Genomic DNA, 15,085 nt, shown 5'->3' with positions numbered 1-15,085 from the left:
CGCAGCGCCTCCGCCAGCAGCGGCAGCGCCTCTGCGCTTGGCTGCTGCAGCGACTCCAGCGCGGCGTAGCGCACGCGCCAATCCGGGTCCTTCATCCGCTCGCGGATTTCGTCCAGGCTAAGCGCGCGCCGCTGCTCGACGAACTCCGTCTCGCTGCGGCCGTGGGCGATCGCTTGCTCGACGATGCCTTTCAGCCGCTCCGGCGGATACGCCGCCTCCAGCTCCTGCTCGATCTCGCGGGCGATGTCAGGCAGCTCGCCGTAGCGCACGCCGTAATCGACGAGCTTGCGCTCCTTGATCAGTGTGGCGCTGGCCACCTCGGTGACGGCGTTCACGAATCGCTCGGACAACGAAATCCGTTCCTCTTGGTTCCCCGCCTTCACCCGAATTTGCATCGGGATGCCGCGGAAGAACTGCACAAAGACCTGCGCCTCCCCGTATCCTGAGGCTTCCCCGCTCTCCGGGGTCCAGGCCGATTCCACGCCTTCCTGTCCAAACTGCTTCTGCACTTCGGACAAAATTGCCGCCCAATCAGCGTTCCCTTTCCGATCCAAGGCAACAAAATCAGCGGTGTGGAACACGCTTTTGACCCCGGGGATCTGCAGCAATCCGCGAATCCAAGCGGGGGCAGAGCGTTCGTTGTTCAGCGTATATGTTTTCCGAATCCCCGGCTCCAAGCTTTCATCCAAATGCAGCTTCATCGTATTTGGGCTGGGGGTCGGTTCGATAAAGACGATCTTCATTGATCATCACGGCTCCTTTCTATAGATGAGGCCTTTAATCCCAGATTGGTTTAATTTTAAACTTTTCTTGTCTATTGTACCTCAATGCGGCCTATTGCCCAACCCTCATAGGAATAAAAAGGAACATCCGCGACACACTAAATGGGCAAGGAGGCGAAGGCATGTTCCGAAAACAAGAGCGAACCCTGGCGATCGTATGTCTCATCGTAGCCGTGATCATGCTGTATGCCTTCATCAAAAGCTTGATTCGTTTCCTCCATTACTTCTCCTGAAGGAGCTTGAGTTATGGCAAATCTTGACTCGGTCACTTTAAGCCGGATGCTTACCGGGCTGACCTTGTTCGTACATATCATCTTTGCGTCGATTGGCGTTGGCGTGCCGCTGATGATCGCGCTGGCGGAGTGGCGGGGCATTCGCGCGAACGATCCGCATTATACGATGCTGGCTCGCCGCTGGGCTCGCGGCTTCGTCATTTCCGTGGCAATTGGGGTCGTGACCGGGACGTCCATCGGCTTGCAGCTCAGCCTGCTCTGGCCCACCTTTATGCGCGTCGCCGGACAGGCGATTGCGTTGCCGCTGTTTATGGAGACCTTCGCCTTTTTTGTGGAGGCGATTTTTCTGGGGATTTACCTTTATACGTGGGATCGATTCAAAAATAAGGGGCTGCACCTGCTCCTGCTGATTCCGGTCGCCATCGGCTCTTCCGCTTCCGCCTTCTTCATTACCACGCTGAACGCCTTCATGAACACACCGCAGGGATTCACGCTCAAAAACGGGGTGATCGCAGACTTCCGTCCGCTGGTGGCGATGTTTAATCCGGCAACGCCAACCAAGGTGTCCCATGTCCTGGCTTCCTCGTATACGGCCAGTGCGGGAATTTTGGCGGGCATCGCGGCTTTCAGCCTGCTGCGCGGCCGGGATCACGTCTATTTCAAAAAGGCGCTGAAACTGACGGTCGTCTCCTCCTTCGTGTTTGCCCTGACGACGGCGGTGATTGGGGATTTCTCCGGCAAGTTTCTGGCCAAGTATCAACCGGAGAAGCTGGCGGCGGCGGAATGGCATTTTGAAACGATGGAACGGGCACCGTTGATATACGGCGGCGTACTGGATGAGGCCGGGAACGTCAAATACGCGCTGAAAATCCCGTATGCGCTTAGCATCCTTGCCGGTAATTCGCCCAATACCCGGGTCATCGGGTTAGAGGAGTTCCCTGTAGATGAGCGTCCGCCGTTGCTGATTCATTATATGTTTGATCTCAAGGTGACGATCGGGGCGCTGCTCGTCCTGATTCCGTTCCTGTATTTGCTGCGGCGCTACTTGCCCGGCGGCAAGACGAAGGTTCCGGTCTGGCTGCTGATCGGCATTTTGGCGCTGGGGCCACTGGCGATGGTCGCCATCGAGCTGGGCTGGATGTTCGCTGAGTTTGGCCGTCAACCGTGGATCATCCGGGGCTATATGAAGGTGGGGGAAGCCGCTACCACCTCGGAAAGCGTTGGCCCGATGCTGCTGATGTTCGCCGTGCTGTATCTGGTCCTGTGCCTTTCCTGCGTTTACGTATTATCCCGGATGTTCCGCAACAAGGATGTGCTCACCGAGCTGCGGCAAGCCGGGCTTGAGGGAGGAGACGCACAATGAGCTATGAGCTGGTCGGCATTACGGTGTTGTGGACGTTCCTGTTTGGCTATTTAATCGTCGCTTCCGTTGACTTTGGTGCCGGATTTTTCAGCTATTACAGTGTGATAACCGGCCATGAAAACAAAGTCCACGACATTATTCAGCGGTACTTATCCCCGGTGTGGGAAGTGACCAACGTGTTTTTAATCTTTTTCGTCGTTGGTTTGGTCGGGTTCTTCCCGGATTCCGCTTATTATTACGGCACGGCGCTGCTGATTCCCGGCAGTCTGGTTACCGTGCTGCTCGCCTTGCGGGGCGCTTATTACGCTTACAATACCTATGGCGCAAGTAAAGCGAACAATAAAACGTATATGGCGGTCTATGGGGCAACGGGTCTGCTGATTCCGGCGGCCCTTTCGACGATCTTAGCTATTTCGGAGGGCGGTATCATTGGCGAGCGCGACGGGAAGGTTGTCTTGGATTGGGCAGCCTTCTTTGGCAATCCGTATACCTGGTCGGTGATCCTGCTGGCACTGGTGTCTGTGCTGTACATTTCGGCGATGTTTCTGGCGTTTTACGCGGATAAAGCGGGGGATAAGCGGGCTTTCGGAGTCCTGCGCGGGTATGCGCTGCTGTGGAGCGGGCCGACGATTCTCGCCTGTGTGTTCGCCTTTTTTCAGATCCATCGGCAAAATCCGGAGCATTTCGCACATATGTTGGAGGTAGCGTGGATGTTTATCGCCTCTTTGATTTGTTACCTGGGGGCCGTCATCTTGATGTGGAAAAAGCGGCGGCTAGGCTGGTCGTTCTTGCTGGTCATGCTGCAGTTCGCGTTTGCTTGGTACGGATATGGCCGCAGCCACCTTCCCTATATTCTCTATAAGCAGGTGAGTATCTACGAGAGCTTCACCAACGAGACGATGGCCGTCGCCTTAATCACCGCTTTCGTTGCAGGATTGTGTATTCTCATTCCTTCCTTGTTCTTGCTGATGCGGTTGTTTTTGTTTGACGCCAAATATGTAAGAGGCAATTCGCCGGGGAAAGGGTGAAGGGGATGGAGTGGTTTATGATGATGGTAGCTCCGGAGTTGGTGGTAGCCGGGGCGGTCCTGTTCTTATTTCTCTATGCCTGGAAGTATAAGGATCGGGCCGATTGACCCGGGAAATTTGGGTTTATACCAGAGAGAGCGAAAGAAATGCGGAGAGGAGTCACTGGAGCGATGCCAAGAAGAATGCGCTACAATAACCTCGATAACGTGAGCACCGACAAAACGTTAAAGCAATTTAAGCAGCTGCGGGAAGAACGGCGCAGCAAAAAGAAGGATTATTCCTTCGTGATTCCCAATAAGCCGCCGGAACTCGATTATTTGCAGGCGAACCGTGAAGAGAGCACGATTACGTGGATCGGCCATTCTACGTTCCTGATCCAATATCAAGGTCTTAATATCGTTACCGATCCCGTCTGGGCCATGCGGATGGGATTTCAACGTCGGCTTACCGAGCCGGGGATCCCCATTCATCAACTGCCGCCCATCGACGTGATCCTGATCTCTCATTCCCATTATGATCATATGCATTTTGCTTCGATCCGCCGGATTTATAGCAAGGACACCACGATCATTGTCCCTGTCGGCCTTGGGCGGAAGATGTGGCGGAAAGGGTTCTATAACGTCCATGAGATGAGCTGGTGGGAGCGCGTACGCATTGGGGAGGTCGACATCTCCTTTGTCCCCACCCAGCACTGGACGCGCCGCACGCCATTTGATACGAATACGTCGCATTGGGGCGGCTACGTCCTGGAGCCGGTGCCAAGCAAGGTGGAGAAGAAACCGCCGGTCATCTATTTTGCCGGAGACAGCGGATATTTCCGCGGGTTTGCCGAAATCGGCAGGCGCTTTCAGATCGATGTGGCGCTCCTGCCGATCGGCGCTTATGAGCCGGAATGGTTCATGACGAGCCAGCATACCACGCCGGAGGAGGCGCTGCAAGCGTTCGTTGATGTCAAGGCGAAGCTCATGATTCCGATGCATTACGGCACCTTCCGGCTGGCCGATGATACCGCGCGGGAGGCGCTTGACCGTCTGGAGAAGGAACGGATCCGCCTTGGCTTCTCTGAGGATACGATCCGGCTGCTGCATCACGGGGAAACCTTGCGATGGCCGGGGGAGTAGAAGCTGCTCTACGCTTTTACCGCAAAATGCTCCATCAGATCCCGCAAACTGAGCTTGGCGGTGCTAGGCAGCACGATGTCGGCTTTCGGGAACTGCTCCGCTGCGCCGATGGCGACGGCGAACATGCCCGCGGCTTTGATCGCGTCGACTCCGGAAACGGCGTCTTCCACGCCGATGCAGGCCGCCGGCTCCACTCCGAGTTGGGCCGCCGCGGTCAGGAAAATCTCCGGATCCGGCTTATTGTTCTTTAAGCGGGTCACGTCCACAATCACATCAAACCAGCTTGTCACGCCCAGACCGTCAAGGACGGTTTGGGCGTTTTTGCTGGCGGAAGCGATCCCGGTCTTGATCCCGGCTTCCCGCAGCTCCGTTAGAAACCCGGAGATTCCCGGCAACAGGTCGGCTGGCGTAATTTTCTCGATCAACTTGACGTAAAGGTTGTTCTTGCGCGCTGCCAGCTCATTCATCTCCGCTTCGCTGTAATGAACGGGGGTGGTCGTTTGGCTGAGCAGCAGCTTTAAAGAATCGAGGCGGGATACGCCCTTCAGATTTTCATTAAACTCGCGTGTAAAGGGAATGTTCAATTCTTCGGCAATGGCTTTCCACGCTTGGTAATGATATTCGGCGGTGTCCGTAATGACCCCGTCCAAATCAAAGATCACTGCTTGTAAAGATTTCGTTTGGTTGTTATCCATCCTAACCGCTCCTTCTCAATGTAGTTCAAGGTTTGCCAGAGGACGCGAAACAGCGCGATCCGGCTGCAATGTCACGGTTTCTCCGTACAATTGAATGTCGATGGCGTCGCCTTCGGTCAGCTCCAGGGTGACGTCTCCTTTCTCGATACGCACGGAAATCAGACGGCCGCGGAACGTCAGGCGGAAGGCGTATTGCTCCCAATCCCGCGGGATCGCTGGGGCAAGAGACAGGCCGCTTTCTTTCAGCCGCATGCCGGCGAAGCCGTACACGATCGACATCCAAGTGCCGCCCATGTTTGCCAAATGCAGACCATCTTTCGTATTGCCATGCGTGTTGTCCAGATCCAGCCGCGCCGTTTCGATGAAATACTCGTACGCCTTGTCCAGATTGCCGATCTTGGCCGCCATAATGCTGAAGATACAAGAGGACAAGGAGGAGTCATGGGTCGTGATCCGTTCGTAATAATCGTAGGAACGGCGGATCGTCTCCAGGGACTGCTCGTCCTCCAGCAGGAAATGGGCCAGCACGGTGTCCGCCTGTTTGCACACCTGGTACCGGTAAAGGGTCAGCGGATGGTAGTGTAGCAACAGCGGATAGTTTTCTTTTGGCGTATTGGCAAAATCCCAAACGGCCTTGCGCAGGAACGTATCATCCTGCGGGTTGATGCCCAGAGCTTCATCATATGGCAGGAACATCGCTGCAGCTGCCGCTTCCCAAACGGCGATTTCGTCGTCCGTAACGCCAAGCTTCGCGCATAGCGCCTGGTAGCCTGCGGCATCGTAGTCTTTCAGGATCGCGCAGCTTTTGGCCGCCCATTTCAAATTATGCTTGGCCATAGCGTTGGTATAGTAGTTGTTGTTCACGCAGCAGGTATATTCGTCCGGCCCGGTGACTTCATCAATGTGGAATGCACCGTTGTAATAATGCCCGATTTCAGCCCATAACCGCGCCGTTTCGATCAGCACTTCCGCGCCGTAGTTCAGCAGGAAATCCCGATCCTGCGCAGCAAGGTAGTATTGGACATAGCTGTAGGCGATGTCCGCGCTGATATGATATTGCGCTGTGCCTGACGGGAAGAACGAGGAGCATTCGGTCCCTGAAATGGTGCGCCAAGGGAACAACGCGCCTTTGTGGTGCCCCATCTCCCGCGCTCTCGCTCTGGCATCGTCCAGAATGGAGTAACGGTACAAGAGCAGCTGGCGGGCCAGCTCCGGCTGGGTCATCAAAAAGACCGGGAACATATAAATTTCCGTATCCCAGAAGTAATGGCCTTCGTACCCTTCGCCGCTTAAGCCTTTGGCGGCGATGTTGCTGTACTTGTCCCGGCCGGCGGATTGCAGCAGCTGGAACAGGTTGAAGCGGATGCCTTCCTGCAGCTTCTCATCGTTCTGAATGATGACGTCGGCCGATTTCCAATAATCGTTCAGATACCCCGTCTGCTCTGCGAGCAAATCGCCAAAGGACAAGCCGGACAAGCGCTCGTGCAGATCAAACGCCCGCTCCTGGAATCCTTCGCCATGGCGGAGAGTGTCCGTATATACGTTGAATTTTGTAAATTCAACAGGGCCGTTCAGAGCGAAGGTTGCCGTATAAACTATTTCTCCGTCCTTTGTATCCAGCGCGATCTCTGCATCGGCAGTTAACTGATGGCGGGTGACGCAAGCGGCTTTCATTTTGGAAACCATCGTTTCGTCCACGACGTAGCCGTATTCGCCTCGCGTTCCAGTTTCCACCACGGTCATCCGTTCCGCATGGCCCGCTCCAACCCGCGGATCATTGGGATTGGTGTAGTTTTTGACAATACCGTTTAGCGTAGAGACGATTTTGACCGGGCCGCTAAAGTTGATCGGCTCCAGCTTGATATGAATGGCAAACAATTCACGGTGCGTAAAGGAGACGAGACGGCGGAAGGTCAGACGCACTTCTTTGCCGGTTGGAGACGTCCAATGCACTCTTCGCTCCGAAAATCCCTGATCCATATGCAACGTCCGCTGAAATTCCGTAATCTTGCCTTGATCCAGACGGAAAGGCTCATCCTCCTCGCCGAAATAGATCAGCACCGTTTGAGCATCGATGTTGTTCACCAGCTTCTGTTGCGTTTCGGGAAAAGCAAACAGCTTCTCGCCATAAGGAATTTCGATCACATCGTGAAATGCGTTCAAGTAAGTGCCGCGGATGCTGGTCATTTGCTTACCGTAGCCTTCTTCAAAGTTGCCCCGCACGCCCAAATACCCGTTGCCGAGCGCAAAGATACTTTCCATATTCAACAGCTCTGGCTGTGAAACGTCCGAATTCGTTAATTTCCAAGTCATGGTTGTTAGATCCCTCCTGGTCGTTATGATTGAATTTTAGAACCTAAAGCGGTAATGTAATACTAAATTCTTTAGATAATTGTCAAAATTTTTAGGTGGGATATGATGAATCTTCAACAGGGTCATACGTATTATCGGTCATCGAAAATGCAGGCACTCCAGGATCGTTTTGTCCATCCTCCGGTAGACTACGAACAGGAGCTGCTGGAAGCGGTCCGGATGGGGGACGAAGCAACAGCACTTCAGGTGATGCGAAAAATCAACGAGCTTGAAGCTGCGGTGTTGGCAACCTATCCGCTGCGCTCCAAAAAAAACGCCCTCATCGCCTCCTGCACTTTGTTTACAAGGGCGATTATCCAGGGCGGGGTCGATCCGGAGATTGCTTTTCACTTAAGTGATACTCTAATATTGGAGATCGAAAGGCTTAACGATCTCGAAGCGCTGGCCCAATTCGAATACGAGATGCTGGTGCAGTTCGTGATGACGATTCAGCGGGAAAGGGAGGAGCTGCCGTACTCCCATCTGGTGAAGCTGGCCATCCATTATATCCGGCAGCATATTTTTGACGATTTGACCTTGCCGCTCATTGCGGGTCACCTTGGCGTTCATCCGAGTTATTTGTCCGATCGTTTTCGCCGGGAAACCGGATTGCCGCTGATGAAATACATTAACAGCCGCAAGATTGAAGAGTCGAAACACATGCTTATCTATACGAACCGTTCCATTTCCGAAATCGCATTTCATTTTAAATTTTGCAGTCAGAGTTACTACACCCGGTTGTTTAAGGAATTTGTCGGCATGACGCCAAAGCAATTTCGGACAAGCGGAGCGGGGCGATCTATTCTGGAGAGGTAATGATGATGATATTCACCCGGCAGAAACTGTCACAACTGAGCTTGGAGAAGAAGCTGATCGCTGCCTTTTCCGTCTTTATTCTCATTCCGCTCATCTTGATCGGCGGGATCGTGTCATGGATTTATGTCGACAAGAACCGAAACGTGATGCTGGATGCGGCGGTGGAGAACAACAAGCAAATCGTGACCAATATTGATACGTCCCTGCAGCCGTTACAAAGGTTGTCCATGTTTCCCATCCAGGAGCAAAGCGTGTACCAAATCATGAAGAAGGACTATACCCAGGTCCCTTATCCGCTGCTGGAACGCGGTCGGGACTTCGATAAGGTTAACGGATTGATTCAAAGCGGGATCATGCTATATTCTGATTTGGTGGATTCGGTCGTTATTTTTCATGAGCATGATCAGTCGATTATCGGCCGCAGCAACCGCGAGTATATCAACTATCAATATTTCAAAACCACTTATTTACAGGAGGCGTTTATCCGCAAAATACGAGAAGGGAACGGGCAGTTTGTCACGACGGGTATTCATTACGACGAGCTGTTATCGCCGCACCGCCTTCCGGTCGTATCCGCGGGCCGGGCCATTATGGATCCGTATACCAAGGAACGGCTCGGATTTATTGTCTTCAACATCTCGGCGGACAAGCTGAAGACGTTGTGGAGTAATACAGCGTTCGCGGAAAAATCCAACTTCTATTTGCTGGATGAAGATCGGATGATTATTCAAAGCTCAAACAGCGGAGAGATCGGCAAGGCGGCCTCCGCCGTGTTTGGGAGCGGCTTTCAGGAGGAGCCGTCCGGCCGGACCGGTACGACCCGAATGTGGATCAACCAAAAGCTGTATATGATCTCTTCTCCGTCTCAGGTGGCCGAGTGGCATGCGGTGACCCTGATTGCGAAGGACGACCTGTACTCCATTGTGTACCAGTTGGTGGCCATCATGGCCGGTACGCTCCTCCTGCTGCTGGTCTTGTCGATCCTGATCTCCCTGCGCATTGCCACGCGAATTATGAAGCCTTTGGCCGTATTGAACCGCAAAATGAAGCTGGTCGCCCAGGGCCAGCTCGATGTCAGGTTCGATACGCGGCAAAGCGATGAGGTTGGGGTGATCAGCAGTACGATCGATCAGATGCTGCAGGAAATTCGCAGTCTGATTGCGCGGATTTACGAGAAAGAGGAAGAGAAGCGCAAGCTGGAGATGGACGCGCTGCAATCGCAAATCCGCCCGCATTTTATATACAATACCTTAAATGTGATCAAGTGGATGGCCAAAGTGCAAGGCGCTTCCGGAATTGAAGAGGCGCTGCAAGCTTTCGCTTCTGTAATGAAGTTCAGCATGAAGACGGATGAGAACTTTGTTCCCATCGCTGAGGAAGTCGTATTTGTCCAGAGCTATGCCAAAATTCTGGATTTCCGGTACTTCAACAAGTTTGAGGTGACGTATTCGATTGACCCGGGCGTCACCGAATACAAAACGTTGAAATTCCTGATCCAGCCGCTGGTGGAAAATGCGATTTTCCATGGCTTTGAGGGAATTGATTATAAAGGGAAGCTGGACATTTCCATTTATGAACGGCAAGGCGACCTGTACGTGGAAGTGGCGGACAACGGCCGCGGGTTCCCGGAAGATGGCGGGTTACATGCCAAGCCAGGGTATAAGGAAATCTCCAGAGATGGATTCAACTCGATTGGCATTCAGAATATTCGAAGCCGGATACGTCTGCATTTTGGACCGGGATACGGCTTATGGCTTGCCCCCGGAAGGCAGGGGGGAACTGTGGCGCTGATTCGGGTTCCAGTCATTTCGAATGAAACGGCAGGGGGAGGGGACAGCAAATGAAAATATTGATTGTAGACGACGAGCCGCTGGTGCGAATCGGCATTAAATCGGCGATCGATTGGCAAGCCGAAGGCGTGGAGATCATCGGCGAGGCTGGAGACGGAGCTGAGGCGTTGCGGTTGATCGCCAGCGAGCAGCCGGATGTCGTGCTGCTGGACATCAAAATGCCGAAAATGGACGGGCTTGAAGTGCTGCGCCGGATCAAAGAGCAGGAGCTGCCCGTCAAGGTGGTGGTCCTGAGCAGCTTTGACGACTTCGGGTTTGTGAAGGAGGCGATGAAGCTGGGGGCGCTCGATTATTTTCATAAGCCGGACATCAATGACCGGGAGCTGATTGGCATGCTGCAGAACATCCGCGAGCAACTCGGGACCGCCCCTATTCCTTCACAACCCCCAAGGGCGACAAATCACAAGGAGCAGCTGCTCAGCGGCCTGCTGTACGGCACCGGTATCCAGCATGAGCTCTCGGAAACACGGTTAAAAGAAGGCAACATCTACGTTGTGTTGTTCAAAATTAAAAACTATGACAAGGTGCTGCAAAGATACAGCGAATCGTCGCAGTCCGTACTCGGGAATACCGTGCAAAATATGGTGAACGAAATGGTTTCGGCGGAGCGGGAGATCGAGTTCGTGCCATTAAACGAGCGGCTGTCCGCCCTCCTGATCAGCAACAGCGAACTGAAGAGTCTGCTCGCTTCGCTGACGCGCGTCAACGACATCGTGCAACGGATCAGTTCCACGCTCAAGCGTTTCGTGAATATTGATATTGTGCTGGGCATCAGCGATTGGGTGGACCGATTCGAGCAAGTGCCCACGGCGTACAAACAAGCGCTGCAGGCGTTGTCGCACCATTTTTACCATCCGGAATCCTCGATTTTCTATTACAGCCACCAGAAGGAGCGAAGCGAGGTGGCCTTGGAGCAAGCGGAGGTTTATGTGAAGCAAATGAAGTCAGCCTTGGCCGAGCATGCGCACGAGAAGTTCATGGATGGGCTGTCGCGCTGGGAGAATCTGATCCGGACGGAGGAGTGTCTGGACGAGGCAGAGGTGCAAAAAGTGTACGAAGGCTTGTTATTTATGATGGACCGAAACGGGAGCAAGGCCAAAACAGAGGCGGAGGAAGAACTCACCGCCCGCGGGGCTTTTGAAGATTTCGAGCAAATGTCCAGCGCATACCGGACTGTTTTTGAACAGCGGCTTGGCGGAGGGACCAACGCTTCTTTCAAAGGGTACAGCCAGTTGATCCGCAATATTTTGGAGTACATCGAGCATCATTATCAAGACAGCCTCTCCCTGAAGCTGTTTGCCGACCTGTTCCAAGTCAGCCCAAATTATGTCAGCCGCCTGTTTAAAGAGGAAGTAGGGCAAGGCTTGTTTGATTATATTAATGAGCTGCGCATCAATAAAGCCAAAGAGCTGTTAAAAGATTACCGCTATAAAATTTACGAGGTCGCCGAGAAAGTCGGGTTTAGCAATCAGGCGCATTTTGCAATCGTATTCAACAAGTATACGGGAGTCTCTCCGAAGCAATATCGCAATGAAGAAGGATAAAAAAGAAGCATAAATCAGATAAAAAAGTGTGATTGTATTAAAAACTTATACCGCCGCCTGCAACGATCAACTAAAAATCGAGGCGAAAATCTAAAATTAATCAATATTTGATTAATTTTTTTTGTGTTTAGGGGTGTTTATGCTTAAGGAGCAAGAAAGACAGAAGTGATCAAAAGGGAGGCAACAACAATGAAAGCCAGAAAAAGAACACTTTCAGCTCTGCTGATTTTGTGCCTTGCCGCTGTCGTAGGCTTGACCGCTTGCGGAAGCAGCAAAACCGCTGACAATACAGGGGGAAGCGAGACGAAACCGGGACAAAAAGTCACCGTCAACTTCGGGTTCTGGGGAACCGCCCAAGACTTGGCGATCTATCAAGCCGCAGCTGATAAGATCAACACGGTTTACCCGGATATTGAGTTGAAGATCAAGCAGTACCCAAGCAGTGAGCAGTTTTGGAATACGTTGCCGGGGGAAATCGCCGCGGGCGTCGCACCGGACTTTATCAAGATGTCCAACGAAGGCGCGTATGAATACATCAATAAAAATCTGTTTACGCCCATCGATGATCTGATCCAAAGTACGGGCATCGATATGAGCCGCTTCCCGGAATCTTCGAAGAACATCTGGAAGGTTGACGGCAAAATGTACGGCATCCCGAATACGGACATGCCTGCGATGTTCCTGATCAATGAGAAGATGTGGAAAGGCGCCGGGCTTGGGGACTATCCTACGACCTGGGATGAAGTGATTCAAGCAGCCAAAGTGCTGAATAAAGGCGACGTGAAAGGCATCATTGTGAACCTGGACGCCTTCCATATCACCAACTATGTGAAAAGCTTCGGCGGCGGCTGGGGCTACGGCAAAACGATCAATTCTCCAGAGAACGTCAAAGCGCTGGAACTGATCGTCGATATGTACAAAGAAGGCATTGCGGTAACACCGAAATCGTTAGGCTTTGGTTGGGACGGCGAAGTATTCAGCAACGAGAAAGGTGCGATGAGTACCGGCGGTTACTGGTACAAAGGTTACCTGAAGGACGCAAATCCGGATCTGAAATATGTGGCTTTGCCGATTCCTAAAGGGACGACCAACGGCAGCACGATGAGCTCCGACGCTTATATTGTGCTGAAGGACGCCAAAAACAAAGAAGCAGCGTTGAAAGCGGCTTACTACATGACGAACGACGAAACGCAAAAAGCCTTTATGGATCTGGGCTTTAACCCGGCATTAACTTCGCTGTCCGGCCAATACTTCGAGAAAAATCCGGAGTTCAGCGCATTGAAGCCAGCGCTGGAATACAGCACGGACTTCGAATATCCAACGGATACGAAACGCTTTACCGATGCGCTTGTGCAAGAGCTGGAAGGCCTGATTCTCGGCGGATCCGGCAAGACGGCGCAGCAAATTCTTGACGATATCCAAAGTCAGTTTAACTAAGTTCCATTTGCTCCTTGATAAGCAGCCGCTCTCTCCTGATCAGGCAAGTTTCAGAGAGAGCGGTACCTTTTTTACTTTATCCGCAAGAAAGCAGAAACGAGGTGTTACCCGTGAAAAACAATAAAAATCGGCAATCCGTGTTTCGTTCCATCGCCGATTCGGATCTGACATTAGGCTGGTTGTTTACCCTGCCTTTTTTGCTTTTATGGGCCTGGTGGTTTTTATATCCTTTCATTCAGTCTTTTGTCAGAAGCTTTCAGGATGCCAACTTTGCCTCGCTGGATCAAGCCAAGTTTATCGGGTTAAGCAATTATATTGAAATTCTTCATGACCGGGAGTTCTTCCGTGCCCTGCTCCATTCCCTGGAGATCGTGGTGGTTTCGATCCCGTTGCAAACGATACTGGGCTTGTTTCTCGCATTGCTCGTTAACCAGAAGCTCAAGGGCAAGGGCATCTTCCGGACGGTCTTTTTCTTACCCTACATCACTTCGCAAATTGCGATTACCACCGTCTTTATGATGCTGTTTAAGCAAGGGACGTTCCTGACGAATTTCTTCGGCACGCTGGGATTCGGCAATGTTACCTGGTACGCCGATACGAAGTACGCGCTGCTGTTTGTATGCATTCTGTTTATCTTCCAGCAAGCCGGGTTTACGATGATCGTCTATTTGTCCGGCCTGCAGGAAATTCCCAAAGACTTGTACGAAGCAAGCGAGATCGACGGCGCCTCGAAGTGGAATAAATTCCGCTATATTACGGTGCCTTCGTTGAAGGCGGTCACGTTCTTTATCGTCTCCGTGTCTACGATCGCCGGATTTCAAATCTATGACCAAATCGCCGCCATTTCTAGGTACGGGGCGCTGGGAACTCCGGCTGGAGCAACTAGTACGGTCGTCACCTACTTCTACCAACACGGGATCCGTTACATGAACATCGGGTACGGAAGTGCGGCCGTTGTCCTGTTCTTTATCATCATTATGCTGATTACGTACCTGCAAAAAAAATTCCTGGACGTGAAGGAGTGAGAACATGAAAAGCCGTACGCGCATAGGTCGGCCGTTCCTTTACCTCGGCATGATCGTTCTGGGGCTTCTGTTTGCCATCCCTTTTATTTATACGTTGTATTCCTCCGTATTGCCGATGCGTTTCGTGAATACACTCACTTCGCCGGCAAACTGGACGCTGGATAACTTCAAACTGTTTTTTACGAATGAAGCTTACAATGTACCGCGCTGGTTTCTGAACACGATCATCATGACCGGTGTGGTGGTGCTTGGGAACATGGTCATTAACCCGATGGCAGGCTTTGCACTGGCCAAGCTGAATTTCCGGGGGAAATCGGTCATTTATTGGATCGTGGTCGCGACGATGATGGTGCCTTACCATATGATCTTGATCCCGGTCTATGTCAACATGGCTCAGTTGGGCTGGCTCAACACGTTTTGGGCTTTGACCATCCCGTTCCTGTATCAGGGACTGTATATTTTTATGCTCCGTCAGTTCTTTATTTCGGTGCCGAACGAATTTTTGGAGGCGGCCCGGATTGACGGTCTGACCAAGATGGGCGCCTTCTGGAAGATTGTTTATCCGCTTGCCCGTTCGTCGCTGATTACGATGGCGATTTTGGCATTTGCCGGAACCTGGAACAGTTATCTGATTCCGAGTACTTTGACGAATAAGCCGGATATGTACGTGCTTGTCGTAGGTCTGAACAGTGTGAAGGACCAATTCTTCGAAAATACGTCGCTGATTATGGCCGGCGTCGTATTGTCGACGCTGCCGATTATCCTCTTCTTCTTCCTGTTCCAGCGGCAGTACATCGAGGGCATCTCAAACGCCGGCATTAAAGGTTGATATCACAACT

At 52.3% G+C, this 15,085-nt stretch carries 13 protein-coding genes; 10 read left to right on the top strand and 3 right to left on the bottom strand.

The annotated features are described in order from the left end of the window. On the bottom strand, positions 1-743 hold a 743-nt coding region (locus tag POTG_RS21025), incomplete at its 3' end, for a virulence factor (protein ID WP_009226861.1). Between the two features lie 285 nt (positions 744-1,028). Here POTG_RS21025 and POTG_RS21020 point away from each other — a divergent pair. The 4 genes from POTG_RS21020 (at position 1,029) to POTG_RS21010 (ending at position 4,527) form a co-directional block, all read left to right on the top strand. Further along, a complete protein-coding gene (locus tag POTG_RS21020; RefSeq protein WP_009226859.1) occupies positions 1,029-2,378 on the top strand; it encodes a cytochrome ubiquinol oxidase subunit I in 1,350 nt (449 codons plus the stop codon). Beyond that, positions 2,375-3,406: a cytochrome d ubiquinol oxidase subunit II gene (locus POTG_RS21015; RefSeq protein ID WP_009226858.1), complete on the top strand. Its 1,032-nt coding sequence runs from the start codon at positions 2,375-2,377 to the stop codon at positions 3,404-3,406. Before POTG_RS21020 ends, POTG_RS21015 begins: the two co-directional genes overlap by 4 nt. Before the next feature lie 5 nt (positions 3,407-3,411). After that, complete coding sequence (gene cydS, locus POTG_RS25445) at positions 3,412-3,513, top strand: cytochrome bd oxidase small subunit CydS (RefSeq protein ID WP_397376634.1); 102 nt, start codon at positions 3,412-3,414, stop codon at positions 3,511-3,513. 63 nt (positions 3,514-3,576) lie between these two features. After that, positions 3,577-4,527 carry an MBL fold metallo-hydrolase gene (locus POTG_RS21010; RefSeq protein WP_036646547.1) on the top strand — a complete coding sequence of 317 codons (951 nt, stop codon included), beginning with the start codon at positions 3,577-3,579 and terminating at the stop codon, positions 4,525-4,527. An 8-nt stretch (positions 4,528-4,535) separates the two neighbouring features. Here POTG_RS21010 and pgmB read toward each other — a convergent pair whose 3' ends face one another. Together pgmB and POTG_RS21000 are read right to left on the bottom strand one after the other, a co-directional pair. After that, positions 4,536-5,222 carry a beta-phosphoglucomutase gene (gene pgmB, locus POTG_RS21005; RefSeq protein ID WP_009226856.1) on the bottom strand — a complete coding sequence of 229 codons (687 nt, stop codon included), beginning with the start codon at positions 5,220-5,222 and terminating at the stop codon, positions 4,536-4,538. A 15-nt stretch (positions 5,223-5,237) separates the two neighbouring features. Then, positions 5,238-7,535, bottom strand: coding sequence for a glycoside hydrolase family 65 protein (locus tag POTG_RS21000; RefSeq protein WP_009226855.1), 2,298 nt, complete (start codon positions 7,533-7,535; stop codon positions 5,238-5,240). Positions 7,536-7,637: 102 nt separating this feature from the next. Here POTG_RS21000 and POTG_RS20995 point away from each other — a divergent pair, with 102 nt between their 5' ends. From POTG_RS20995 to POTG_RS20970, 6 genes are all read left to right on the top strand, one after another. Beyond that, positions 7,638-8,390, top strand: coding sequence for a helix-turn-helix domain-containing protein (locus POTG_RS20995; protein ID WP_009226854.1), 753 nt, complete (start codon positions 7,638-7,640; stop codon positions 8,388-8,390). Positions 8,391-8,392: 2 nt separating this feature from the next. Then, positions 8,393-10,234, top strand: coding sequence for a cache domain-containing sensor histidine kinase (locus POTG_RS20990; RefSeq protein WP_232282372.1), 1,842 nt, complete (start codon positions 8,393-8,395; stop codon positions 10,232-10,234). Then, positions 10,231-11,784 (top strand): response regulator transcription factor, encoded by a 1,554-nt coding sequence (locus POTG_RS20985; protein ID WP_009226852.1) that lies wholly within the window; start codon positions 10,231-10,233, stop codon positions 11,782-11,784. The genes POTG_RS20990 and POTG_RS20985 overlap by 4 nt, the downstream gene beginning before the upstream one ends. 189 nt (positions 11,785-11,973) lie before the next feature. Continuing rightward, positions 11,974-13,221, top strand: coding sequence for an ABC transporter substrate-binding protein (locus POTG_RS20980; RefSeq protein WP_036646545.1), 1,248 nt, complete (start codon positions 11,974-11,976; stop codon positions 13,219-13,221). Between the two features lie 101 nt (positions 13,222-13,322). Then, the gene (locus POTG_RS20975) at positions 13,323-14,246 is read left to right on the top strand and encodes a carbohydrate ABC transporter permease (protein WP_009226850.1); all 924 of its coding nucleotides are present in this window, start codon (positions 13,323-13,325) and stop codon (positions 14,244-14,246) included. Between the two features lie 4 nt (positions 14,247-14,250). Next, on the top strand, positions 14,251-15,075 hold the full coding sequence (locus POTG_RS20970; protein ID WP_009226849.1) for a carbohydrate ABC transporter permease: 825 nt from the start codon (positions 14,251-14,253) through the stop codon (positions 15,073-15,075). Positions 15,076-15,085 lie beyond the last annotated feature (10 nt).

This window comes from Paenibacillus sp. oral taxon 786 str. D14, from assembly GCF_000159955.1.
In the GTDB taxonomy this organism is placed as follows: Bacteria; Bacillota; Bacilli; order Paenibacillales; family Paenibacillaceae; genus Fontibacillus; species Fontibacillus phoenicis.
The sequence above is the reverse complement of the archived record's forward strand: the minus strand, read 5'-3'. Positions and strand labels throughout refer to the sequence as shown.

Coding starts and splice junctions, on each gene's coding strand:
- POTG_RS21020 (WP_009226859.1), top strand. CDS start 1,029: ATGGCAAATCTTGACTCGGTCACTTTAAGCCGGATGCTTACCGGGCTG.
- POTG_RS21015 (WP_009226858.1), top strand. CDS start 2,375: ATGAGCTATGAGCTGGTCGGCATTACGGTGTTGTGGACGTTCCTGTTT.
- cydS (WP_397376634.1), top strand. CDS start 3,412: ATGGAGTGGTTTATGATGATGGTAGCTCCGGAGTTGGTGGTAGCCGGG.
- POTG_RS21010 (WP_036646547.1), top strand. CDS start 3,577: ATGCCAAGAAGAATGCGCTACAATAACCTCGATAACGTGAGCACCGAC.
- pgmB (WP_009226856.1), bottom strand. CDS start 5,222: ATGGATAACAACCAAACGAAATCTTTACAAGCAGTGATCTTTGATTTG.
- POTG_RS21000 (WP_009226855.1), bottom strand. CDS start 7,535: ATGACTTGGAAATTAACGAATTCGGACGTTTCACAGCCAGAGCTGTTG.
- POTG_RS20995 (WP_009226854.1), top strand. CDS start 7,638: ATGATGAATCTTCAACAGGGTCATACGTATTATCGGTCATCGAAAATG.
- POTG_RS20990 (WP_232282372.1), top strand. CDS start 8,393: ATGATGATATTCACCCGGCAGAAACTGTCACAACTGAGCTTGGAGAAG.
- POTG_RS20985 (WP_009226852.1), top strand. CDS start 10,231: ATGAAAATATTGATTGTAGACGACGAGCCGCTGGTGCGAATCGGCATT.
- POTG_RS20980 (WP_036646545.1), top strand. CDS start 11,974: ATGAAAGCCAGAAAAAGAACACTTTCAGCTCTGCTGATTTTGTGCCTT.
- POTG_RS20970 (WP_009226849.1), top strand. CDS start 14,251: ATGAAAAGCCGTACGCGCATAGGTCGGCCGTTCCTTTACCTCGGCATG.